The organism is Streptomyces sp. P17, from assembly GCF_032436805.1.
In the GTDB taxonomy this organism is placed as follows: domain Bacteria; phylum Actinomycetota; class Actinomycetes; order Streptomycetales; family Streptomycetaceae; genus Streptomyces.
This window is the reverse complement of record NZ_JAVRBF010000016.1, coordinates 99,856-121,244: the sequence shown is the minus strand read 5'-3', so window position 1 is coordinate 121,244 and position 21,389 is coordinate 99,856. Positions and strand designations below refer to the sequence as shown.

Sequence of the window (21,389 nt, the reverse complement as noted above, 5' to 3'; positions counted from 1 at the left end):
TCGCGGCCGCCGAGCTCGCGGACCGGGCGGACGAAGTCGGAGCTGCGGGGTCCCGGCCGGGTGGCGCTGCCGCTCGCCTTCCTGCGCGGGGCCGACGGTCAGTGGCGGGCCAAGTGGCTGCACCTGTACCTGAGGGGCACGCCGGACGCCAACCGGGTCGAGGGCAACCGGGTGTCGGTGGCGACGCTGGTGCAAGGCATCGTGGAGCGGGAGCAGTTGACGGTGCGTCACCTGGTGGAGCTGATGGCCGGTGATGCCGTGGGGGTGTGGGACGGCAAGGAGGTCCCGGAGGGGTCGGTCACCTACATCGGGCTCCAGCGGCCGGAGGGGCTGCATCCGGATTCGCGGATCGTGACCCTGGAAAATCTGCGCGACCTGATCCCGGAGTGACTGATGGCGTGTGCCGCGGCGAGGCCATGAAGGGGCTTCCTTCTGCCTCCGCGAGAGCGGATTCAATGATCTAGGAGACCACTGAGAATCTTGAAAACCCGCCCGATTTGCACCGGATTGCTCCGATCGACTTTTGCGGGCGAACCTGGGCGATCGAGGCGGCCCAAGCAAGATCTTCAGGACACTTCCAGTCCCTTCGCTTTCCTGGCCCTCGACTTGAGGCCTCCGGCCCTCCCACCACCGCCTGGGACGGCCGGAGGCCTTTCAGCTGTCGTAGTCCACCGTCAGCGTCTCGGACACCGGGTACGACTGGCACGTCAGGACATAGCCCGCATCCACCTCCGCCGGTTCGAGGGCGAAGTTGCGGCGCATGTCGGCCTTGCCGTCGGTGACCAGCGCCCGGCAGGTGCCGCAGACGCCGCCCTTGCAGGCGAACGGCAGGTCGGGGCGGGTGCGTTGGGCGCTGTCGAGGATGGTCCGCTCGCGAGGCAGGGCGGAGGTGGTGGAGCGGCCGTCGAGGACGAGGGTGACCTGGCTGACGGGGCCGGTCGGTCCGGACTCCGTGTGGTGCACCTCGCGTACGGGCTCGTCGTCGGCGTAGAAGAGCTCCTGGTGGACACGGTCGGCCGGGACGCCGAGTCCGTCGAGGACCCGCTGGGCGTCGCGGACCATGCCGTGCGGTCCGCACAGCCACCAGTGGTCGGCCGTCGTCACGTCGACCAGGCCGTCGATGAGCGCCGAGAGCCGGTCGGCGTCGAGCCGCCCGGAGAGCACCTCGGCCTCCCGGGGTTCGCGGGACAGCACGTGGGCGAGCTGGAAGCGGCTCGGGTACAGGTCCTTCAGGTCGGCCAGTTCGTCGGCGAACATCACCGTGCCGCTCCGGCGGTTGCCGTAGAAGAGGGTGACCCGGGAGCGGGAGTCGGCGGCCAGGACGGACTCGGCGATGGAGAGCATGGGGGTGATGCCGGAACCCGCGGCGAGCAGCACATGGTGGCCGGGGGTGGTCAGGTCGGGGGTGAAGTTGCCGGTGGGGGCCATCACTTCGACGGTGTCGCCGGGGCGCAGGTCGTTGACCAGCCAGGAGGAGAACAGTCCGCCGGGCACCACGCGTACGCCGATGCGCGGGGCTGTTCCGGCGGGGGTGCAGATCGAGTACGAGCGGCGCTCGTCCCGGCCGTCGATCTCGCGTCGCAGGGTCAGGGACTGGCCGGGCGCGAAGGCGAACTCCTCGGCCAGCTCGGGCGGGATCTCGAAGCCGACGGCGGCGGCGTCCTCGCACAGCGGCTGCACGGCGGCGACGCGCAGCGGGTGGAAGACCGGGCGGCGGCGCGGGCGCGGCTTCACGGCCTCGGCGGGGGCGGTCGGGGCCATCAGATCTCCTTGACGTACTCGAACGGCTCGCGGCAGGCGCGGCAGCGCCAGAGCGCCTTGCAGGAGGTGGCGGCGAACCGGGAGGTCTCCTCGGTGTCCGCCGATCCGCATTGCGGGCAGGGCACCGTGCGCCGGGTGGGCGACAGGGTGAGGGGCACGGGGCCGGCTGCCGGTCGCGACACCGGGCCGGGGGGCGCGATGCCGTGCTCGGCGAGCTTGCGGCGGCCCTCGGGGGTGATCCACTCGCTGGTCCACGGCGGGTACAGGACGGTGCGGATCTCCACGCGTGTGTAACCGGCGTCCCGGAGCCGGGTGGCGACGTCGGCGCGCATCTCGGCCATGGCGGGGCAGCCCGAGTAGGTGGGGGTGAGTGCGGCGACGACGGTGCCGTCCTCGGTGAGCGTCACCTCGCGCAGGACGCCCAGGTCGGCGAGGGTCAGCATGGGCAGCTCGGGGTCCGGCACCTGCTCGGCGATGTGCCGGGCGTGCCGGGCGTCGAGCTGGAGGGTCACCATGTCGCCCCCGGGTGGGCGCGGGCCACGCTCTGCAACTCGGCAAGGAGCGGGGCGAGATGCTCGGTGTGCTCGCCGTCGCGGCCGGAGCCGGGGGACGGCCGGTAGACCGGCATGGGCAGTCCGGCCTCCTCGGTCACCTGGCGCAGCACGGCGACGACCTCCTCGCGTACGTCGCAGGCGGTGAACAACTCGCCCAGGTACGGGGCGACCTGCTCGACGGCCTTGCGCATACGGCGGTGGGACTCCTCGGTGCCGTCACCCAGGCGCACCGCCCACTCGGCGGCGTACTGCCGGTGGTAGGTCAGTTCCTTGACGCCCTTGGCGGCGACGGCGGCCAGCACCGGGTCGGGGTGGGCGACCAGCCGCTCGAAGTGGGCGAGGCGCCAGCTGGACAGGACCAGCAGCCGCACGATGGAGAACGCGAAGTCTCCGCCCGGGAGTTCGGCGAGCCGGACGTTGCGGAAGTCGCCGGCGTCGCGGAAGTAGGCGTAGGCGTCCTCGTCGCGGCCGGTGCCGTCGGCCTGTCCGGCGCGGGAGTAGAGCAGGCGGGCCTGGCCGAGCAGGTCGAGGCCGATGTTGGCGAGCGCGACCTCCTCCTCCAGCTCGGGGGCTCGGGTGACCCACTCGGCGAGCCGCTGGGCCGACACGAGCGCGTCGTCGGCCAACGCGACGCAGGACGCGGCCAGTTCACCGGCGTCGACGCCCTCCGGAACGGTGGTGTCGACGCCGTGCAGGGGGTCCTCGAAGCCGGTGCCGTATGCCCAGCGGGTGTCGTCCTCGTGTCCCTCGGCGAGGGTCAGGTAGACGTGGTCCTCACTCATCCCCGGCTCCTAAATGTGCGGGACATCGTCGGGGATGTCGTAGAACGTCGGGTGGCGGTAGACCTTGTCCGCGCTGGGGGCGAAGAAGGGGTCCTTCTCGTCGCGGGTGGAGGCGGCGATGTGCTCGGAGCGCACCACCCAGATCGACACGCCCTCGTTGCGCCGGGTGTACAGGTCACGGGCGTGGGTGAGGGCCATGGTGTCGTCGGCGGCGTGCAGCGAGCCCACGTGGACGTGGTTCAGGCCGCGCTTGCCGCGCACGAACACCTCGTACAGCGGCCAGTTCTGCGAGTTGCTCATGCCGCCGACTCCTTCCGGGCCCGCTTGGCCGCGTGGGCGGTGGCCGCCTCGCGCACCCAGGCGCCGTCCTCGTGGGCGCTTCTGCGCCGTTCCATCCGCTGGTCGTTGCAGGGGCCGTTGCCCTTGATGACCCGCATCAGCTCGTCCCAGTCCGGGGTGCCGAAGTCGTGCCGGCCGCGCTCGGCGTTCCACTTCAGCTCCGGGTCGGGGAGCGTCACGCCGAGCTTGTCGGCCTGCGGGACGGTCATGTCGACGAAGCGCTGGCGCAGTTCGTCGTTGCTGTGCCGCTTGATCTTCCAGGCCATCGACTGCGCCGAGTTGGGGGAGGCGTCGTCGGGCGGGCCGAACATCATCAGTGAGGGCCACCACCAGCGGTTCACCGCGTCCTGCACCATCTCGCGCTGGGCGTCGGTGCCGCGCATCATGGTCATCAGCAGTTCGTAGCCCTGCCGCTGGTGGAAGGACTCCTCCTTGCAGATCCGGACCATGGCGCGCGCGTAGGGGCCATAGGAGCTGCGGCACAGCGGGACCTGGTTGCAGATCGCTGCGCCGTCCACGAACCAGCCGATGACGCCGACGTCGGCGAAGCTCAGCGTCGGGTAGTTGAAGATCGACGAGTACTTCTGGCGGCCCTCGATCAGCCGCTCGGTGAGGTCCGCGCGGTCGGCGCCGAGCGTCTCCGCCGCCGAGTACAGATACAGCCCGTGTCCGGCCTCGTCCTGCACCTTGGCGAAGAGGATGGCCTTGCGGCGCAGGGACGGCGCGCGGGTGATCCACTCACCCTCGGGCTGCATCCCGATGATCTCCGAGTGGGCGTGCTGCGCGATCTGCCGGACCAGCGTCTTGCGGTAGCCGTCCGGCATCCAGTCGCGCGGCTCGATGCGCTGGTCGCGCGCGATCGTCGCGTCGAAGTGCTGCTGGAGTGCCTGCGGGGCCGAGGCCTCGGCGTGTGTCGTGGTCATCTGCACCAGCTTCCCAACCGACCATTCGTTCGGTATCAGTGTGACGCCTTTTCCGGCCCTCGGCAAGACCCTTTGCCACCCTTGACAGGCGGTGGCGGGGCTGGTTGTTTGGCCGGTGCCGCATGCTGACCGAATGGTCGGTTGGGACACGAGGTGGTGGAGATGCCCACGACGAATCCGGCCGAGGCGATGTTCGCCGCGGACGAGGCCTCCCGAGGGCTCGGGATCGAGCTGGTGGAGCACGGCGAGGGCAGGGCCGTTCTGCGGATGACCGTGACCCGGGCCATGGTGAACGGCCATGGCCTCGCCCACGGTGGCTATGTGTTCCTGCTCGCCGACACCGCCTTCGCCTGCGCGTGCAACAGCCACGGCCCGGTGACGGTCGCGGCGGGCGCCGACATCACCTTCGTCGCCCCGGCGCACGAGGGGGACGTCCTGGTGGCCCGTGCCGAGGAGCGGACCCGGTTCGGCCGCAGCGGTATCTACGACGTGAGCGTCCTGCGCGGCGACGAGGCGATAGCGGAGTTCCGCGGTCGCAGCCGCACGGTCCGGGACACGACGAAGGAGTCGCGATGAGCAACCTGGGCGAGCCCCTCCCCCACGACCTGCTGGACGACGGCGAAAGACTCACCCGCGAGCAGCTGAGGGAACTCCAACTCGACCGCCTGCGCGCGACGTTGCGGCACGCGTACGACAACGTCGGGCTGTACCGCAAGAAGTTCGACGAGGCCGGGGTCACTCCGGACGACTGCCGCACGCTGGAGGACCTCGCCCGGTTCCCCTTCACCACCAAGGCCGACCTCCGGGACACCTACCCCTTCGGCATGTTCGCCGTGCCGATGTCCGAGGTGCGGCGGGTGCACGCCTCCAGTGGGACCACGGGCCGTCCCACGGTCGTCGGCTACACCGAGAACGACCTGTCGATGTGGTCGGACGTGGTCGCCCGCTCGATCCGGGCCGCGGGTGGCCGCCCCGGCCACAAGGTGCACATCTCCTACGGCTACGGCCTGTTCACCGGCGGACTCGGCGCGCACTACGGCGCCGAACGGGCCGGCTGCACGGTGATCCCCGCCTCCGGCGGCATGACGGCACGCCAGGTGCAGATCATCCAGGACTTCCGGCCCGAGATCATCATGGTCACCCCGTCCTACATGCTCACCCTGCTCGACGAGTTCGAGAAGCAGGGCGTCGATCCGCGCGAGACCTCCTTGAAGGTGGGCATCTTCGGCGCCGAGCCGTGGACGGAGGAGATGCGCCGCGAGATCGAGGAGCGCACGGCCATCCACGCCGTGGACATATACGGACTGTCCGAGGTGATCGGTCCCGGAGTGGCGCAGGAGTGCGTGGAGACCAAGGACGGACTGCACATCTGGGAGGACCACTTCTACCCGGAGGTGGTCGACCCGGTCACGGACGAGATCATGGCCGAGAGCGAGGAGGGCGAGATCGTGTTCACCTCGCTCACCAAGGAGGCGCTGCCGATCATCCGGTACCGCACCCGGGATCTGACCCGGCTGCTGCCGGGCACAGCCCGCCCCGCCTTCCGCCGGATGCGGAAGGTCACAGGACGCTGCGACGACATGATCATCCTGCGTGGGGTGAACGTCTTCCCCACCCAGATCGAGGAGATCGTGCTGCGCACCCCGGGGGTCGCCCCGCACTTCCAGATCCAGCTCACCCGGCGCGGCCGCATGGACCACATGACCGTCCGCGTGGAGGCCCGCCCCGACGCCGGCCCCGAGCAGCGGCAGGCGGCCGCCGGGGCCGTCGCCCAGGGCGTGAAGGACGGCGTCGGAGTCAGCGTCGAGGTGGAGATCGTCGAGCCGGAGACCCTGGAGCGCTCGCTCGGCAAGCTCAAGCGCGTCAAGGATCTCCGCCAGGAGTAGCTCAGTCGGTCCCGTTCGGCACTTTCAGCCGCTCCCAGGTCATGCGGCCGGGGATGCCGTCCGCGTCCTTGCCCTTGAAGCCCTGCTTCTGCTGCCAGGCGGCGTACGAACGACGGTCGGCCTCGGTCCACTCCGGACCGGGGCCCTCCTCGTACCGGCCGCAGCCCTCGGCGACCAGCCGACGCCCCATCGCCGTGATGATCGGCGACTTCTCCCCGATGTGGAAGAAGCCGCTGCCCGGGAAGGGCTCGTACGACGGCTTGGGCGGGGCGGGCTTCGGGTCGGGCTCCGGGGCCTTGCCGCCGAGGCGTCCGGCGATGCGCTTGCGCATGCCGTCCATCGTGAAGCCGCGCGGGTCCGTCTTGCCCGGCTGCCACTCCTGTGCCCGATGACGGACCGCTCGCTCCAGCCGTGGTACCGGCAGATCGCGGCCGCCACCTTCTCGATGGCCTCCTTCTGCGCTTCCGGTCAAGGGTCCCTGCCGTCCCCGAGGTTGACGCACTCGAAGCCGTAGAAGTGCCGGTTGCCGTCGGTGTCGGCCTCGTTGTCGGCGGGCAGTTTCGTCTCCTTGATCACGGCGCGCAGGACGTCGCTGTCGCCGAGCCCGGCGTGGTTGGCGCGGCCGTTGCCGACGAGGTGGACATGGCCCTTCTTGTCGATGACGCCGTGGCACAGCGGTCCGGGCAGCCGGAGTAGCCGTCGTAGCAGATGTCGACGGAGGAGTTGGTGCCGGAGGTGACGGTGTGGTGGATCATCACGCCGTTCACCGGGCCCCAGGGGCCCTTGCTGTTGCGGTTGTGGGTGCGCCAGCTGCGCACCTCGTGGACCGTCAGGCCCTCCGCGCGCAGGATCTCCACCAGCTTGGACGCGCTCAGCGGCTTGGCCATCACTCGTCTCCTTCCGCCGCGGCCTCGGCCTCGGCCGTCGTCTGCGACCGTCCGCCGGAGGGGTCCTCGGCGGCCTGCTCCTCGCGGCGGGCCTGTTCCTCCGCCGCGAGCGTCGCCTCGTCGGCCGCCGGGACGCTGCTGGCCAGCGGGCCGAAGGCGAGACGCAGGTCCACGGCGCCGTGTTCGCCCTTGACGAGGGCGAGGGGCGCGAAGTGCCGGGCGATGCCGGTGGGCGCCTGGAGCAGCGGGCGGCGGGCCGGGCCGACGGGCCACTCGACGCCTCCGGTGGCGGTGCGGGCGGGGATGATCCAGTGGTCGCCGGTGCGGTAGGCGCCGTCCTTGGCGAAGTACATCTCGACGCCGTCCTCCAGCGGCAGCCACTCCCCCTCCGCGACGGGAACGGCACCGCCCCGCAGGGCGGTTGTACGGCCCTTGCGCCTCGGGCCCTCGTGGTGGTCCCAGCGGCGCAGGAACGGGTTCAGGTGGGGCGGGCGGCCGACGCGGGCGTCCGGCTCGGCGCTCAGGCGGACGCGGCGGCCCGGCAGGTCCAGCTCCTTGGTGTGTTTCGAGTTGACGCAACAAGACACCTTCCGGCCACCCGGCGAGGGGGTTCGGTGAAAGGGGCGGCGCGGCATCCGCACATCGCGCCTGCACGCCCCGGCCAGGTGGTTCACAGCTCCTTCACGGCCGGCTCCGGGGGCGGGGCCCGCAGATCCGCGGAAATCCCTTACCCGCCGTCCATGACCCTTCGTACGCGCGTACGACCTCCCCGAGTCGTACACAATCCTTGGTTGGCCGATTTCACGGGGGTGACTCGAACATGCTGTCCCGAGCTACTGATCGAGCCGGCCGATGTGCGCCACGTTCTGCAGATCCTCGGCGTCCTGGCTGGTCTCGGCCGTGAACCAGGCGTCGAGGATCTCCTTGAGCAGGGGCTCGGAGGTCAGGCGCAGGCTGAGGGCGAGGACGTTGGCGTCGTTCCAGCGGCGCGCGCCGTCCGCCGTGTAGGCGTCCGTGCACAGCGCCGCCCGTACGCCGGGGACCTTGTTCGCGGCGATGGAGGCGCCGGTGCCGGTCCAGCAGCAGACCACGGCCTGCTCGGCCGTACCGGCGGCGACCTCGCGGGCGGCCGCCTCGGAGCAGACCGCCCACTGCGGGTCCTCCCCGGCCCGCAGCGCCCCGTGCGGCACAACCTCGTGACCGCGCCGCTCCAGCTCCGCGAGGAGGAAGCGGGCGACCGGTTCGTCCATGTCGGAAGAGACGGAGATCCGCATGTTCGCGAGCCTACTCAGCGGTCGTGGAGGGCCGCCACCGTGGCGCCCAGGCCGGCCGGCCGGGGCCGGCTGTGCGGGAGCCCCGCGAGGACGGCCGCCATGCCGCAGGTGTCCGTGAGCGCGGAGAAGACCAGTCCGCCCGCGATGCCCGCGGCCTCCGCCTGCCCCGCACCGCGCTCCCGCACTGGCCGGTTCCGGCTCCTGGGCCCCGCCTTCGGGCTGACCCAGGAGTACATCCGCCGGCACCTCGGCATCCGCTTCCCCGTCGACAACAGCCGCAGCGTCAAGGAACTGGGCATCACCTACCGTCCGATCGAGCAGACGGTCCTGGACCACCACGAGACCTGGCGGCACCGGCGCCGTCAGTGATTCGGGGCCGCCCGGCTGATGTCCGCCAGCGCGGTCCCCGAGTCCTCGGTGACGGCGAGGTCGCCGAGGCTGACCATGCCGACCGGGCAGCCGCCGTGCTCCACGACCGGCAGCCGCCGCACCGCGTACCGGCGCATCAGCTCGACCGCGTGGTCGGTGGTGTCGTCGGGGCTCACGGTGACGACCGGCGGCCGGCTGCACACCGCCCCGACGGACGTGGTGTGCGGGTCACGGCCGTCGGCCACGGCCCGGACCACGATGTCGCGGTCGGTGAGCACTCCGAAGAGATCGCAGTCGTAGGCGACCAGGACATCGCCGACGTTCTGCTCGCTCATCAGGCGGGCCGCCTTCTCCACCGTGGTCATGGGTTCGACGGCCACGGCTCCGGGCGACATCACGTCACGTATCCGATGGGTCATGGGGCACCTCCTAGGTCCTGTCTTTGCGCAGGAAACGGCGCAGGCGGGTCAGGGTCCAGGTGTTGATCACGTCGTCCTTGGTCAGCCAGCCGCGCTGGGCGGTGGCCACGCCGTGGCGCAGATTGGCCAGGTGGGGTACGGCGTGGGCGTCGCTGTCGATCGCGAACCGCACGCCGTGCCGCTTGGCCCGCAGGATGTGCTCGTCGCCGAGGTCGAGCCGGTCCGGGTGGGCGTTGATCTCCAGGGCGGTGCCGGTGCGGGCGCAGGCGGCGAAGACCTCGTCGAGGTCGGCGTCGATGCCGGGCCGTTTGCCGATGAGACGGGTGGTGGGGTGACCGATGATGTTGACGTACGGGTTCTCGCAGGCCCGCACGAGCCGCCGGGTGAGCGCCGCCCGGCCCTGGTTGAAGTGCGAGTGCACCGAGGCCACGCACAGGTCGAAGCCGTCCAGGAAGTCCTCCGGCCAGTCGACGCCGCCGTCCGGGTCGATGTTCAGCTCGACCCCGTGGAGCAGGCGCATGCGCGGGGCCTTGAGCTTCCGCACCCGCTCGCGCTGGGCCAGCATCCGCTCCTCGGTCATGCGCTGCATGTACAGGTCGGGGCCGTGGTCGGTGATCGCGTAGTAGGCGTAGCCGCGCTCGGCGGCCGCGGCGACCATGTCCTCCAGGGAGGCGAGTCCGTCAGTGAGGTCGGTGTGCGTGTGCAGATCACCCCGGACGTCCGCCTCCACCACCAGATCGGGCAGCTCGCCGCGCAGCCCCGCCTCGATCTCCCCGCGGTCCTCACGCAGCGTGGGCGGGATCCACGGCAGTCCCAGGCGGGCGTAGACGTCCTCCTCGGTCCGGGAGACGATCTTCTTGCCGCTCTCGGCGTCGAACAGGCCGTACTCGGACAGCTTCAGCTTCTTGTGGACGGCGATTTCCCGGACACGGATGTTGTGCGCCCTGGACCCGGTGAAGTACAGCAGGGCCGCGCCCCAGGAGTCCGGTGGTACGACGCGCAGGTCGACCGCGAGGCCCCGGTCGGTGCGCACGGAGGTCTTCTTCTCGCCCTGGGCGATCACCTCGGCGACGTACGGCAGCTCGGTGAAGGCCCGCATCACAGGACCCGACCCCCGGGCGGTGACGAGGACGTCGATGTCACCGATGGTCTCGCGGCCCCGCCGCAGCGATCCGGCGTAGGCACATCGCTGGACGCCGGTGATCTGGGACAAGGCGGCGACGACCTCCTCGGCCAGATCGGTGGCGACATCGATCAGCACCCGGCCCCCAGAGGCGCGCAGCAGGTCGATGCCGTGCAGGAGCTTCTCCTCGGTGCGTGGCCCGAAGCCCTTCAGATCGCGCAGCCGCTCCTGGTGAATGGCGTCGGCCAGCTCGTCGATCGAGGAGATGCCCAGTTCCTCGTAGAGCATCAGGGCTTTTCTGGGGCCGAGGGAGGGGATGGCCGTCAGCCGGCGCACCCCGGCCGGGATCCTGGTCCGCAGTTCCTCGACCGCGGCCACGCTGCCACTGCCCAGGTACTCGACGACCTTCTCGGCGATGGACCTGCCGACCCCAGGGATCTCCTGGAGTCCCTTGGCGTCGAGCTGGGAGACATCGGCGTGGTGGCCGCCGATCGCCCGGGCGGCCTTCTCGTAGACGCGTGCCCTGAACGCGTCTCCTCCGGTGATCGAGATCAGATCCGCGTACTCCTGGAAGAGCGCGGCGACCTCGCCGTTGGCACGAGCCACATGTTCAGGGTAGGCACGCGGCACCGGTTCAGTCCCCCGCCGCGGCCCGGACATGGTCGGCGCACCACTGCCGGGCCGCGTCGGCGACCTCGTCCAGGGCGCCGGGCTCCTCGAACAGGTGAGTGGCCCCGGGGACGACATGGAGCGTGCAGGGCACCCGCAGCCGCCGCGCCGCCTCCTCGTTCACCCGCAGCACCTCCCGGTCCCGCCCGCCCACGATCAGCAGCACGGGCGCCCGTACGGCGGGCAGGGCGTCCTCGGCCAGGTCGGGCCGCCCGCCCCGGGAGACCACGGTCAGCACGCGCGCGGGACGTTCGGCGGCGGCCACCAGGGCGGCGCCCGCTCCGGTACTGGCGCCGAACAGGGCGACGAGCAGCCCCCGGGTGTCGTCCCGCTCCGCGAGCCAGTCGATCGCGGCCACCAGACGCCTGCCGAGCAGCGGAATGTCGAAGCGGTGCTCGCGTGTGAGCTCGTCCTGACGTTCCTCCTCCTCGCTGAGCAGGTCCATCAGCAGGGTGCCGAGCGCGGCGGTGCGCAGGGCCTCGGCGACCTGCTGGTTGCGGGGACTGTGCCGGGAGCTGCCGCTGCCGTGCGCGAAGAGCACCACCGCGCGCGCGGAGTCCGGTACGGCCAGGTCGCCCGCCAGTTCGATGCCCGGTCCTGCGGGCACGACGACCGAGTGGGAGATCATCACTATCGCCTCCGCTCTCCGGGTTCCTCCGATCCGGCTGGGCAACCGGCCTACCGTGGAGATATGGGCAGCGACACAGTGACGCTGTTCCTGTGCGGCGATGTGATGCTCGGGCGCGGCGTCGACCAGATCCTCGCGCATCCCGGTGATCCGGCCCTGCGCGAGCCGTACGTGACGGACGCCCGCGACTACGTCCGGCTCGCCGAGTCGGTGAACGGCCCGGTCCCCGCTCCGGTGCCGCCGTCCTGGCCCTGGGGTGAGGCCCTGCCGGTGCTCGACGCGGCCGCCCCGGACGCGCGGATCGTCAACCTGGAGACGTCGGTCACCGACGACGGCACCTTCGCGCCCGGCAAGGAGATCCACTACCGGATGCATCCGGCCAACCTGCCCGCTCTCACGGTGGCCCGGCCCGACGTCTGCGTCCTGGCCAACAACCACGTCCTCGACTTCGGCCGCGCCGGACTGGCACAGACGGTGGACTGCCTGGCCCGCGCGGGGCTGCGGACTGCGGGCGCGGGCCGGACCGCGGACGAGGCGAGCGCACCGGCGGTGGTTCCGCTCGGCGGTGGGGGCAGGGTGCTGGTGTTCGCGCTGGGGATGCGGTCGAGCGGCGTGCCGCCCTCGTGGGAGGCGACCGCGGACGCGTCCGGCGTGGCGTACGTCCCCGCTCCGACGCCGGGCGCGGCCGCCGCGGTGCTGGAGCGGGTACGTCGGGTCCGGCGGCCCGGTGACCTCGTGGTCGTGTCGGTGCACTGGGGCTCCAACTGGGGCTACCGCGTGCCCCGCGACCAAGTCGTCTTCGCGCGCGCCCTCGTGGACGGAGGCGTCGATGTCGTCCACGGGCACTCCTCGCACCACCCGCGTCCCGTGGAGGTGTACCGCGAGCGGCTGATCCTGTACGGCTGCGGCGACTTCGTCGACGACTACGAGGGCATCGGCGGCTTCGAGCAGTACCGGGACGATCTGCGGCTGGTGTTCCTGGTCTCGGTGGCGGCGGACAGCGGCCGGCTGTCGGGACTGCGGATGGTGCCGTTGCGGGTCTGCCGGATGCGGCTTGAGCGGGCGGGGGTCGAGGACCGGGAGTGGCTGCGGGCGACGGTCGATCAGATCAGCGAGGGCGTCCGTGTCATAGCGGCTGACGACGGGTCACTGTCGCTGGGGTGAGCGGTTGCTGCGCAGGCCAGGAGCCCCGGCGGGGCGTTGTCAGTGGTCTCGCCTGGAGTTCCCGTCACTTGATCACTGGGTGCGGGGAGGCACCTGTGGGGTGGGTGACGGCCGGCGACTACGAAGTCGCGCTGGACACGGGGAAGGTCGTGTGCCGCAACGGGTGCTGAGGCTCGGTCAGGTCGGGCCGGTGGCCTGGTCGGAGGGCATGCGGATGGCGGCCGCGCTGTACGCCGGGCGTGACCGAGCCGCTCGCCGCCGGCGTTCAACCCGTTCGCTGACTTCTCGCCGGAGCTGGCCGCCGTGCGCTGGGCGGCCCGGCAGGGGGTTCCGGTCGTGGCCTGCGACCTGCCGCTTCGCCCGAGCGTGGCTGGCCGCGGCCCACTACACGGCCGAGGTCGATCGCGCGCTGTGTGCGGCGGCATGGGGAGCGGAGCCCGGAACCATCTGACTTGCCTCAGACCGGCCCCGGCATCGACCCGCCCTTCAGCCGCTCCAGATCCGACGCACGGACCTGAATGGCGAGGAAGGCGATCAGCGCGGCGACCACCGTGAAGATCGCGGCCATGATGAAGGCGGAGGAGACTCCGGCGGTGAGGACCTCGTCCGACCAGGGACGTGGCAGCTCGCCGGTGCGCTCGAAGCGCAGGCGTTCGGCCGGAGTGGCCTGGGCGAGGAAGTCCGGTATCTGCTTCTCCGCTTCGTTCCTGCTCGCCGTGCCGTACATCGTCACCAGGATGGACAGGCCGAGCGAGCCGCCGACCTGCTGGGTGGCGTTGAGGAGTCCGGAGGCCGCGCCGGTCTCCCGGACGGAGACGTTGGACAGCGCCATCAGCGTGAGCGAGACGAACTCCATGCCCATGCCCAGACTGAAGACGAGCATCGGCCCAAGGACACTGCCGGCATAGGTGGAGTGGACGTCGGTGAGGGTCAGCCAGCTCAGCCCGGCCGCCGCGAGGATCGCGCCGACCACCATGAAGGGCTTGGGCCCGTACGTGGGCAGGAACTTGGAGGCCAGCCCGGCGCCGATCGCGATGACCGCGCTGACCGGCAGGAAGGCGAGCCCGGCCTGCAACGGGCTGAAGTCCAGCACGTTCTGCACGAAGAGCGTCAGGAAGAAGAACATGCCGAAGATCGCGGCGGCGAGACACAGCATGATGCCGTAGGTGCCCGCGCGGTTGCGGTCGGCGAACATGTGCAGTGGGGTGATGGGCTGGGTGGAGCGCCGCTCCACCAGGATGAACACCGCGAGGATGACCACGGCCGCGGCGAACGAGGCCAGCGTGAGCGGGTCCCGCCAGCCGTCCTGCGCGGCCCGGATGAAGCCGTACACCAGGAGCACCATGCCCACGGTGGAGGTCAGTGCGCCGGTGATGTCGAAGTGGCCGGGGTGGCGTTCGGACTCCTTGATCCAGCGCGGTGTGGCGAGGGCGATGAGCAGGCCGATGGGGACGTTGACGAAGAGCACCCACCGCCAGTTGAGCCACTCGACGAGGATGCCGCCGGCGAGCAGTCCGATCGCGCCGCCGCCCGCCGAGACCGCGGCGAACACGCCGAACGCCCGGTTGCGTTCCGGGCCTTCGCGGAAGGTGGTGCTGATCAGGGCGAGGGAGGTCGGTGAGGCGATGGCTCCGCCGACGCCCTGGAGGGCGCGTGCGGCCAGGAGTTGGGCCTCGTTCTGGGCGAAGCCGCCGAGCAGGGAGGCGAACACGAAGAGCAGCACGCCGAAGATGAACACCCGCCGTCGGCCGAGGATGTCACCGGCCCGGCCGCCGAGCAGCAGCAGTCCGCCGAAGGTCAGGGTGTAGGCGTTGACCACCCACGACAGGCTGGTGGTGGAGAAGTCCAGGGAGCGCTGGATGTCCGGCAGCGCGATGTTCACGATGGTGATGTCCAGGACCACCATCAACTGGCACGAGGCGATGACGAACAGGGCCATCGCGTTTCCGCCACCGCCGTTTTCCTTGGCGGTGGTCTGCGGGGATGCGGGCTGTGGGCTACTGCTCATGTCATGTCGCACTCTCGGGGCTTTCGCCCTCGCGAGGGGTCAGTGAACGGCTGCGTCCACTGTCGGTCCACCGTTCGACGGTACGCCGGAGCCGGCGCGGTCACCACTCGATCAGCGGTACCCCCCTGGAACAACGGCACCTCTTGACGCCCGAGTAGACGGTTGGCACACTCCCGGGCGCCCACTCTAGAAAACGCTTGCTACAACCACGCCTCACGCGTGAATCGATTCAATCAGGAGCCGAGATGAAACACAGAGCCGCAACAGACCGCCGCCGACGGGCCGTTGTCACCGCCGCCTGCGCCACCGCGCTGCTCACCGGCGCCGCATTACTCACCCAGCCCGCGAGCGCGGCCGCCCCGCGCCTGGCCGCGGCCTGCGGCGAGGGCGCCTACCAGGCTGAGGCCGTACTCAGCGGCAGCACCTGGACCGCCCGCCGCGGCAGTTCCGTCGTGTACACCGGCACGGACATGCGCGCGGCGATGCAGGCGGCCGTCAACAGCCTGACCTCGGGCCGCACTTCGAAGGAGCGGGTCGTCGTCCGCGGCTCGGGCTCCATCAGCGCCGGGTCCCGGGTCTCCCTGCCCAGCTACACCGTCCTCGACGTCTGCGGCACGATCAACGTCACCGGAACGGGCTCCGGCGACCAGGCCCCGGTCTACGCCCGCGGCGTCCGCGACATCGAGGTCCAGCACCTCAACCTCACCGGCGCCCCGCTCTACGGCGTCTTCCTGCGCAACGTCCAGAACGTCGTGCTCGGCCAGATCGACATGCGCCTCTCGGCCGGCCTCGGAGTACGTATCGACAACCGCGGCGACACCAGCCAGTGGACGCGCAACGTCCGGATCGACAACGTGTACGTGTCCGGCGCGAGCAGCCACGCCGTGGAGACGTACGGCGTCGACGGCCTCACCGTCGGTACGGTCACCGCGCGCAACGTGGGTGAGTCAGGGCTGCTGCTCAACCAGACCATCAACGCCACCGTCACGAAGGTCGACGCGGAAGGAGCGGGCACCGGCACCGGCTACGCGGCCTTCCGCATGGCCAACCGCAACGGCCGGGTGGGCAGTTCGTACCCCACCAACATCCGGGTGGGCGAGGTGATCGCGCGCGGCGGCGGACGCGGGGTGTTCTGTGTCTCCGAGAGCGGTGGCGCGGTCATCGACCGGGTCAACCTCTCCCACACCGGCAACAACTCGATCCTGATCGAGAACTGCTACAACGTGAACATCGCCGCCCAGAGCGGCAGCGTCTCCGGAGGCGGCGAGATCCGGCTCGCGGCCCGTTCGGAGTTCCCCAACAACTCCGACATCACCATCCAGAACCTCACGGTCACCAACTCGGCGATCAACGAGAACCCCTGCGGGACCAACACCACGTTCCGCAACAACACGCTCGTGAACAGCCGGCAGACCATCTGCTGAGCCGAAAGGGGCGGAGGAGCCGCTCGGCCCGTCCGCCCCTTTCACCGTGTTCCTCGATCAGCAGGTACGGCCGGTGTAGGACGCGCCCTGGATCTTGCCGGCGGAGCCCAGCCAGGACTTGCCGGGTCCGACACAGCGCTCGTAGTCGGCCTGCCAGGCGACCTCGACCTTGATGATGACGTTCGAGCCGTCCGAGGTGCAGTGGTTGTAGAAGGCGTCGGAGCCGGTCTCGTAGAAGCCGCACGGGTCGGCGGCGGCGGAACCGGCGGCCGTGGTGACCACGCCGAAGGACGAGAGGACGAGAGCCGCGCTGCCGAGGGCGCCGGTCACGAAACGAGGAACACGCAAGGGGAACTCCATGCCGCTAGGGGGATCGGGTCCGGGCTTCCGGCCGACCTGTTGATCAATGCCGACCCAGGATCACCGCTGCGCACCGCCGAGTTGATCAAGTGACGGCCCTTTCACCCGGTGGATCGATTTGGCGTTACGCCGACCGGTTGACGCTCGCCGGATCGCCTGCGGCGCCGGAATCGGCCCCGCTCATCCCACGGCAAGGGGCAGCCGCCGCGCGAACTCCCCCAGCTCCGCCTTCTCCGCATCGGCCGGCTTGCGACGGCCCGTACCGATCAGGAGCGCGTCCTGGTCCGAGAACGCGGCGGGGAACGTCGTACCGGCGAGCCTCTCCAGCAGCTCACGGGTCGCCGCGAGGGTCTCGGCGGGCGGCTCGGGGCGGAGGGGAGGTGAGCGATCAGATCGAGGTGGTGCAGGGTCCGTTCGAGGACGTAGGCGTGGAGGAAGTCGCCGACGGACAGCACCTCGCCGCGGGTGCTGACGCGGGCGGCGGGGTCGGCGAGTTCGGCCGCGCGGCCTGCGGCCAAGCCGACGTCGTCGAAGTGGCACTTCAGCCACTTCGGCTCCCCGTACGCCGCGGCCAGCCGGGGGATCAGCGCGTGGAGCGGATCCTCGCCGGTCGGGGTCTCGACGAGTTGCCAGTAGGTGACCGCGTTCACGGTCGGTTCGGTGTCGGCGGGCGTGACCAGGGTGATCAGGATGTCCTGGGCGCCGATGACCAGGGCCTGCATGAGCTGTACGTCCGCAGCGCTCAAGAGCTCGGAGTCATCCATGGTGCGGCAGTGCTGCCCACGCCCTCGCCCCGCCCGCTCAGCCCGTACCGCCGCTCCGGCCGTCCCGTCGCGCCGTAGCGCAGGGAGACGTCGGCGCGGCCGATGGAGTGGAAGTGCTCCAGGTAGCGCCGGGCGCTGACGCGGGAGATGCCGGTGAGGGTGGCGCACTCGGTGGCGGAGAGGGTGCCGGGGCAGTCGCGGAGGGTGCGTTCGATCAGTTCGGCGGTCTCCACGCTCATGCCCTTGGGCAGCGCGCCGGCCACCGACGCCGGTGCCGAGGCGCCCGCCAGCACCCGGTCCACGTCGGCCTGGCTGCGGACGACGGTGCCGCGCAGCCGGCCGCGCTGATCGGCGTAGCGCTCAAGTCGGAGTCGTAGGTCCTGGAACTCGAACGGCTTGAGGAGGTAGTCGACGACGCCGTGGCGGACGGCGCCGCGCACCGTGTCGGCCTCGCGGGCGGCGCTGATGACCATGACGTCGCAGTCGTGCCCGGCGGTGCGCAGCCGGGGGATGACGTCGAGGCCGAAGATGTCGGGGAGGTAGAGGTCCAGCAGCACGACGTCGGGGCGGAGTTCGTCGACCGCCGTGATGGCCTGTTCGCCGGTGCTGGCGACGCCGACGACCTTGAAGGGCGGGACGCGTTCGACGAAGGCGCGGTGGACGCGGGCCACCATGAAGTCGTCGTCCACGACGAGGACGCCGATCTCGTGCCGTACGTCGGTCATGTCGCTCCTTCCGCCACCGCGTCGGTGAGGTGGCTGACGGTCATGCGCGCGGTGAACATGGCCCCGTCGGGGGTGTTGGTCACCGAGATCTCACCGCCGTGACGTTCGCAGACGAGCCGGGTGAGCGCCAGGCCCATTCCGCGTTCGCCCTCCTGGGCGGCCTTGGTGGTGAAGCCGTGGGAGAAGACCTCGCGGGCGAGTTGCGGTGCCACTCCGGGGCCGGAGTCGCGGACCACGATCTCCACGCTGGAGGCGTCCTGGCGCAGTGCGACCTCGACCCAGCCGTCGTGCGCGGCCGCGTCCACGGCGTTGTCGACGAGGTTGCCGACCACGGTCGCCACGTCGGCGGCGTCCTCGGGGGTGAGCCGGTCGAGCGCGGTGTCGTCGGAGATCCGGAGGGCGACCCGGCGCTCGGCGGCGAGGGAGGCCTTCGCCATGAGCAGGGCCGCCACGGCGGTGTCGCGGACGCGGCGGCTGAGGGTGATGTCCAGGGACTGGCGGTGGCGGCTCAGCGCGCGGATGTAGTGCACCACCTCGGCCTGCTCGCCGATCTGGATGAGCCCGGAGATCGTGTGGAGCTGGTTGGCGAACTCGTGGGCCTGGGCGCGCAGCAGCTCGGTGGAGGAGCGGAAGGAGCCGATCTCCCGTTCCAGACGGGCCAGTTCGGTGCGGTCGCGCAGGGTGGTGACCGAGCCGAGCGGGCGACCGTCCTTGCTGACCGTCATCCGGTTCATGACCAGGACCCGGCCGTGCCGGACGACGACCTGGTCGCGCCGGTCGTCGGCGGTCCCGGCCAGGACATCCCTCAGCCGTCCTTCGATGCCGAGTTGGGCGAGGCTCTGGCCCACGCAGTCCTCGGGCAGGTCGAGCAGGCCGCGGCCCATCGCGTTGACGAGGGTCAGCCGGTGCTGCGGGTCCAGGGCGACGACGCCCTCGGCGATGCCGTACAGCATCGCCTCGCGGTGTTCGGCGAGGCCCGCGATCTCGTGTGGCTCCAGGCCGAGCGTCTGGCGTTTCACGCGCCGGGCGAGCAGCCAGGAGCCGGCCACGCCGAGGCCGCTGGCGATGCCGAGGTAGGCGAGGAGATAGGAGGAGGCACCGCTGAGGCGCTGCCAGACCGTCGGATCGGCCACGCCGATCATCACGGTGCCGAGGTGGCGGCCGAGGTTCTCCCGGGTGGCACCGAGGACGGGGACCTGGGCGACGAGTTCCCGGCTGCCGTCCAGGGTGAGCGGGCCCGACCAGCCGCGGCCCGCCGCCGCGCCCGCGCCGAGGGGCAGCTGCCCGCCGATGACGGTGGGGTCGGTGGAGCTGACGATCCGGCCGTCGGCGTCGGCGATGGTCACGGACGTCACCCCGGACTGGGTCTGCATGGAGTTCACCAGCGGGGCGAGGGCCTCCTGCGGCACGGGCCGGGCGAGCTGGCTGCGGACGAGGGGCGTTGCGGCCAGTTGTTCCGCCAGGGCGCCGACCCGGCGGCCCTCGACACGGTTGAAGGTCGCCTCGGACTGGGCGAGCGAGACCGCGGCCACCGCGAACAGCACCATCACGACGATGGCGAGCTGCAGGAACAGCATCTCGCCCGCGAGGGTCTGGCGGCGGAAGGGGGTGACCACGACGTACTCGCTCTCCGACCTGGTGGTTCCGGGTGCCGGGTCGCCCCATCATCGCCTCGGCCCGTGGCGGGGAAAAGACGTGCGCCGCTGACACAAAGACCAAAACCTCCGTTGCTTCCGCAAGCGAGACAGGCAACGGGCTTCCGTGCACGATGTGGCCCACATCACGCATCGACCGACAGGTGGTGGCACTCGTGCGCCTGCGCACCCCCCTCGCCCTGTTCGGGGCCGCCGTGCTCGTCCTCGTGGGACCGCCGCTGCTGACCGCCGGCGGCGGTTCCGAGACCGGCACACAGATCCCGGGCCTGCGCTTCATGGTCCCCAACACACCCGGCGGCGGTTACGACATCACGGCCCGTACGGCCGCGAAGAACGCCGAGGACGCCGGACTCACCCACAACATCGAGGTGTTCAACCTCCCGGGCGCGGGCGGCACCGTCGGTCTCACCCGTCTGGTGAGCGAGCACGGCAACGGCAAGCTCGCGATGTCCATGGGCCTCGGCGTGGTGGGCGCGGCCCGCTCCAACCACGCGCCCAAGACCCTGGCCGACACCACGCCCATCGCCCGGCTCACCGAGGAGCAGGACGTCGTGGTCGTCGCCAAGGAGTCCCCGTACAAGACGATCGACGAGCTGATCGACGCCTGGAAGGACGATCCCGGCAAGCTGCCGGTGGGCGGCGGGTCTTCGCCCGGCGGGCCGGACCATCTGGCGCCGATGCTGATGGCGCGGGCCGCCGGGATCGCTCCGAAGGAGGTCAACTACATCCCCTTCGACGGCGGTGGCGAGCTGCTCGCCTCGATCCTCGGCAACAAGGTCGCCTTCGGGGTGTCCGGGGTCGGCGAGTACCTGGACCAGATCAAGGCCGGTGAGCTGCGCGTGCTCGCGGTGACCGGTCCGGAGCGGGTCGGCGAGCTGAAGGACGCGCCGACGCTGAAGGAGTCCGGCTACGACGTGAGCTTCACCAACTGGCGTGGCATCGTCGCCCCGCCCGGCCTGACCGAGGCCGAGCGCGACAAGCTCACCCGGCTCGTGCGGGAACTGCACGACTCGCCCGAGTGGCAGAAGTCCCTGGAGCAGAACGGCTGGGAGGACGCCTTCCTGACCGGCGAGAAGTTCGGCGACTTCCTGGAGGCCCAGGACAGGCGCGTGGTGTCGGTGCTGAAGGAGCTGGGACTGTGACGACGCAGACGGATCTACCTCCCGCGACGGCGACCGATCGGCGATCGTGGCTGCGCGAGCACTCCGAACTCGGGGTGTGCGTACTGCTGTTGGCGCTCGGCGTGCTGGTGCTGACCGACGCGCTCACCATGGACGTGGACATCGCCCAGCGCGGTCCGGTCGGCCCGAAGACCGTGCCGATCGTCGTGGGCATCGGGTTGCTGGTCATCGCGGCCCTGCTCGCCGTCGACGTCCTGCGCGGCGGCCGGGGCCAGGCGGAGACCGGCGAGGACATCGACCTGTCCGAGCCCGCCGACTGGCGCACGGTGGCGCTGCTCACCGGGGTGTTCCTGGGCGCGGCCGTGCTGATCGAGCCGCTGGGCTTCCCGGCGGCGGGCGCCCTGCTGTTCTGGGGCGCGGCCTTCGCCCTCGGCAGCCGCCGTATCGACAGGGACCCGCTGATCGCGGCGGTGCTCTCGCTGTTCACCTACGTCGTCTTCAACAACCTGCTCGGAGTGCCGCTGCCGGGCGGTCCGCTGATGGGAGCGCTGTGA

The 21,389-nt window shown here is 71.0% G+C and carries 19 protein-coding genes and 7 pseudogenes; 9 read left to right on the top strand and 17 right to left on the bottom strand.

The features are described from left to right. Positions 1–3: 3 nt before the first annotated feature. A pseudogene (locus RMT89_RS13290) lies at positions 4–390 on the top strand (hypothetical protein); the annotation flags it as partial. Positions 391–654: 264 nt separating this feature from the next. Here the strand turns inward: RMT89_RS13290 and paaE are convergent. The 5 genes from paaE to paaA are packed head-to-tail and all read right to left on the bottom strand — an operon-like array spanning position 655 to position 4,359. After that, positions 655–1,761, bottom strand: coding sequence for a 1,2-phenylacetyl-CoA epoxidase subunit PaaE (gene paaE / locus RMT89_RS13285; RefSeq protein WP_315883921.1), 1,107 nt, complete (start codon positions 1,759–1,761; stop codon positions 655–657). After that, positions 1,761–2,276 carry a 1,2-phenylacetyl-CoA epoxidase subunit PaaD gene (gene paaD, locus RMT89_RS13280; protein WP_315883920.1) on the bottom strand — a complete coding sequence of 172 codons (516 nt, stop codon included), beginning with the start codon at positions 2,274–2,276 and terminating at the stop codon, positions 1,761–1,763. Before paaD ends, paaE begins: the two co-directional genes overlap by 1 nt. Then, positions 2,270–3,097 carry a 1,2-phenylacetyl-CoA epoxidase subunit PaaC gene (paaC, locus tag RMT89_RS13275; RefSeq protein ID WP_315883919.1) on the bottom strand — a complete coding sequence of 276 codons (828 nt, stop codon included), beginning with the start codon at positions 3,095–3,097 and terminating at the stop codon, positions 2,270–2,272. Before paaC ends, paaD begins: the two co-directional genes overlap by 7 nt. A 9-nt stretch (positions 3,098–3,106) precedes the next feature. Beyond that, on the bottom strand, positions 3,107–3,397 hold the full coding sequence (paaB, locus tag RMT89_RS13270; RefSeq protein WP_250074344.1) for a 1,2-phenylacetyl-CoA epoxidase subunit PaaB: 291 nt from the start codon (positions 3,395–3,397) through the stop codon (positions 3,107–3,109). Then, positions 3,394–4,359 carry a 1,2-phenylacetyl-CoA epoxidase subunit PaaA gene (gene paaA / locus RMT89_RS13265; RefSeq protein WP_315883918.1) on the bottom strand — a complete coding sequence of 322 codons (966 nt, stop codon included), beginning with the start codon at positions 4,357–4,359 and terminating at the stop codon, positions 3,394–3,396. Before paaA ends, paaB begins: the two co-directional genes overlap by 4 nt. A 162-nt stretch (positions 4,360–4,521) precedes the next feature. On the opposite strand from paaA, the gene paaI reads away from it, so the two are divergent. Beyond that, on the top strand, positions 4,522–4,935 hold the full coding sequence (gene paaI, locus RMT89_RS13260) for a hydroxyphenylacetyl-CoA thioesterase PaaI (RefSeq protein WP_315883917.1): 414 nt from the start codon (positions 4,522–4,524) through the stop codon (positions 4,933–4,935). Further along, entirely contained in the window at positions 4,932–6,245 is a 1,314-nt protein-coding gene (gene paaK, locus RMT89_RS13255) for a phenylacetate--CoA ligase PaaK (RefSeq protein WP_315883916.1), read from the top strand. The genes paaI and paaK overlap by 4 nt, the downstream gene beginning before the upstream one ends. A 1-nt stretch (position 6,246) precedes the next feature. Here paaK and RMT89_RS13250 read toward each other — a convergent pair. The 4 genes and pseudogenes from RMT89_RS13250 to RMT89_RS13235 form a co-directional block, all read right to left on the bottom strand. Next, a pseudogene (locus tag RMT89_RS13250) lies at positions 6,247–7,132 on the bottom strand (peptidoglycan-binding protein). Continuing rightward, positions 7,132–7,689, bottom strand: a pseudogene (locus RMT89_RS13245) (DUF6519 domain-containing protein); the annotation flags it as partial. The pseudogenes RMT89_RS13245 and RMT89_RS13250, both read right to left, overlap by 1 nt. A gap of 276 nt (positions 7,690–7,965) precedes the next feature. After that, on the bottom strand, positions 7,966–8,406 hold the full coding sequence (locus RMT89_RS13240; RefSeq protein WP_315883915.1) for an RpiB/LacA/LacB family sugar-phosphate isomerase: 441 nt from the start codon (positions 8,404–8,406) through the stop codon (positions 7,966–7,968). A gap of 14 nt (positions 8,407–8,420) precedes the next feature. After that, positions 8,421–8,576, bottom strand: a pseudogene (locus RMT89_RS13235) (transporter); the annotation flags it as partial. Here RMT89_RS13235 and RMT89_RS13230 point away from each other — a divergent pair. Further along, positions 8,553–8,775, top strand: a pseudogene (locus RMT89_RS13230) (cinnamyl alcohol dehydrogenase); the annotation flags it as partial. The pseudogenes RMT89_RS13235 and RMT89_RS13230 overlap by 24 nt on opposite strands. Here RMT89_RS13230 and RMT89_RS13225 read toward each other — a convergent pair. The 3 genes from RMT89_RS13225 to RMT89_RS13215 are packed head-to-tail and all read right to left on the bottom strand — an operon-like array spanning position 8,769 to position 11,614. Next, complete coding sequence (locus tag RMT89_RS13225) at positions 8,769–9,194, bottom strand: CBS domain-containing protein (RefSeq protein ID WP_315883914.1); 426 nt, start codon at positions 9,192–9,194, stop codon at positions 8,769–8,771. The pseudogene RMT89_RS13230 and the gene RMT89_RS13225 sit on opposite strands and share 7 nt — an antisense overlap. 10 nt (positions 9,195–9,204) lie before the next feature. Beyond that, positions 9,205–10,923 (bottom strand): DNA polymerase/3'-5' exonuclease PolX, encoded by a 1,719-nt coding sequence (gene polX / locus RMT89_RS13220; protein ID WP_315883913.1) that lies wholly within the window; start codon positions 10,921–10,923, stop codon positions 9,205–9,207. A gap of 28 nt (positions 10,924–10,951) precedes the next feature. Beyond that, a complete protein-coding gene (locus tag RMT89_RS13215; RefSeq protein ID WP_315883912.1) occupies positions 10,952–11,614 on the bottom strand; it encodes an alpha/beta family hydrolase in 663 nt (220 codons plus the stop codon). A gap of 63 nt (positions 11,615–11,677) precedes the next feature. Between RMT89_RS13215 and RMT89_RS13210 the strand changes: the two genes are divergently transcribed. Beyond that, positions 11,678–12,778 (top strand): CapA family protein, encoded by a 1,101-nt coding sequence (locus tag RMT89_RS13210; RefSeq protein ID WP_315883911.1) that lies wholly within the window; start codon positions 11,678–11,680, stop codon positions 12,776–12,778. 258 nt (positions 12,779–13,036) lie between these two features. Then, positions 13,037–13,139, top strand: a pseudogene (locus RMT89_RS45940) (DUF5682 family protein); the annotation flags it as partial. Positions 13,140–13,235: 96 nt separating this feature from the next. Here RMT89_RS45940 and RMT89_RS13200 read toward each other — a convergent pair. Next, positions 13,236–14,786, bottom strand: coding sequence for an MFS transporter (locus tag RMT89_RS13200; protein WP_315883910.1), 1,551 nt, complete (start codon positions 14,784–14,786; stop codon positions 13,236–13,238). Positions 14,787–15,031: 245 nt separating this feature from the next. On the opposite strand from RMT89_RS13200, the gene RMT89_RS13195 reads away from it, so the two are divergent. After that, positions 15,032–16,210 (top strand): hypothetical protein, encoded by a 1,179-nt coding sequence (locus RMT89_RS13195; RefSeq protein WP_315883909.1) that lies wholly within the window; start codon positions 15,032–15,034, stop codon positions 16,208–16,210. A 57-nt stretch (positions 16,211–16,267) separates the two neighbouring features. Here RMT89_RS13195 and RMT89_RS13190 read toward each other — a convergent pair whose 3' ends face one another. The 4 genes and pseudogenes from RMT89_RS13190 to RMT89_RS13175 form a co-directional block, all read right to left on the bottom strand. Next, a complete protein-coding gene (locus tag RMT89_RS13190) occupies positions 16,268–16,570 on the bottom strand; it encodes a DUF6355 family natural product biosynthesis protein (protein WP_315883908.1) in 303 nt (100 codons plus the stop codon). A gap of 180 nt (positions 16,571–16,750) precedes the next feature. Beyond that, positions 16,751–17,283 (bottom strand): annotated as a pseudogene (locus RMT89_RS13185) (maleylpyruvate isomerase); the annotation flags it as partial. 29 nt (positions 17,284–17,312) lie between these two features. Next, positions 17,313–18,059, bottom strand: a complete 747-nt coding sequence (locus RMT89_RS13180) for a response regulator (RefSeq protein WP_315883907.1) — start codon at positions 18,057–18,059, stop codon at positions 17,313–17,315. Further along, positions 18,056–19,675: an ATP-binding protein gene (locus RMT89_RS13175; protein WP_315883906.1), complete on the bottom strand. Its 1,620-nt coding sequence runs from the start codon at positions 19,673–19,675 to the stop codon at positions 18,056–18,058. The genes RMT89_RS13180 and RMT89_RS13175 overlap by 4 nt, the downstream gene beginning before the upstream one ends. Before the next feature lie 194 nt (positions 19,676–19,869). Here RMT89_RS13175 and RMT89_RS13170 point away from each other — a divergent pair, with 194 nt between their 5' ends. Beyond that, the gene (locus RMT89_RS13170; RefSeq protein WP_315883935.1) at positions 19,870–20,856 is read left to right on the top strand and encodes a tripartite tricarboxylate transporter substrate binding protein; all 987 of its coding nucleotides are present in this window, start codon (positions 19,870–19,872) and stop codon (positions 20,854–20,856) included. Then, positions 20,853–21,389, top strand: coding sequence for a tripartite tricarboxylate transporter TctB family protein (locus RMT89_RS13165; RefSeq protein WP_315883905.1), 537 nt, complete (start codon positions 20,853–20,855; stop codon positions 21,387–21,389). Before RMT89_RS13170 ends, RMT89_RS13165 begins: the two co-directional genes overlap by 4 nt.

Bases quoted from the DNA above. Each gene is read 5' to 3' on its own strand.
- paaE (WP_315883921.1), bottom strand. From the start codon at position 1,761: ATGGCCCCGACCGCCCCCGCCGAGGCCGTGAAGCCGCGCCCGCGCCGC.
- paaD (WP_315883920.1), bottom strand. From the start codon at position 2,276: ATGGTGACCCTCCAGCTCGACGCCCGGCACGCCCGGCACATCGCCGAG.
- paaC (WP_315883919.1), bottom strand. From the start codon at position 3,097: ATGAGTGAGGACCACGTCTACCTGACCCTCGCCGAGGGACACGAGGAC.
- paaB (WP_250074344.1), bottom strand. From the start codon at position 3,397: ATGAGCAACTCGCAGAACTGGCCGCTGTACGAGGTGTTCGTGCGCGGC.
- paaA (WP_315883918.1), bottom strand. From the start codon at position 4,359: ATGACCACGACACACGCCGAGGCCTCGGCCCCGCAGGCACTCCAGCAG.
- paaI (WP_315883917.1), top strand. From the start codon at position 4,522: ATGCCCACGACGAATCCGGCCGAGGCGATGTTCGCCGCGGACGAGGCC.
- paaK (WP_315883916.1), top strand. From the start codon at position 4,932: ATGAGCAACCTGGGCGAGCCCCTCCCCCACGACCTGCTGGACGACGGC.
- RMT89_RS13240 (WP_315883915.1), bottom strand. From the start codon at position 8,406: ATGCGGATCTCCGTCTCTTCCGACATGGACGAACCGGTCGCCCGCTTC.
- RMT89_RS13225 (WP_315883914.1), bottom strand. From the start codon at position 9,194: ATGACCCATCGGATACGTGACGTGATGTCGCCCGGAGCCGTGGCCGTC.
- RMT89_RS13215 (WP_315883912.1), bottom strand. From the start codon at position 11,614: ATGATCTCCCACTCGGTCGTCGTGCCCGCAGGACCGGGCATCGAACTG.
- RMT89_RS13210 (WP_315883911.1), top strand. From the start codon at position 11,678: ATGGGCAGCGACACAGTGACGCTGTTCCTGTGCGGCGATGTGATGCTC.
- RMT89_RS13200 (WP_315883910.1), bottom strand. From the start codon at position 14,786: ATGAGCAGTAGCCCACAGCCCGCATCCCCGCAGACCACCGCCAAGGAA.
- RMT89_RS13195 (WP_315883909.1), top strand. From the start codon at position 15,032: ATGAAACACAGAGCCGCAACAGACCGCCGCCGACGGGCCGTTGTCACC.
- RMT89_RS13190 (WP_315883908.1), bottom strand. From the start codon at position 16,570: ATGGAGTTCCCCTTGCGTGTTCCTCGTTTCGTGACCGGCGCCCTCGGC.
- RMT89_RS13180 (WP_315883907.1), bottom strand. From the start codon at position 18,059: ATGACCGACGTACGGCACGAGATCGGCGTCCTCGTCGTGGACGACGAC.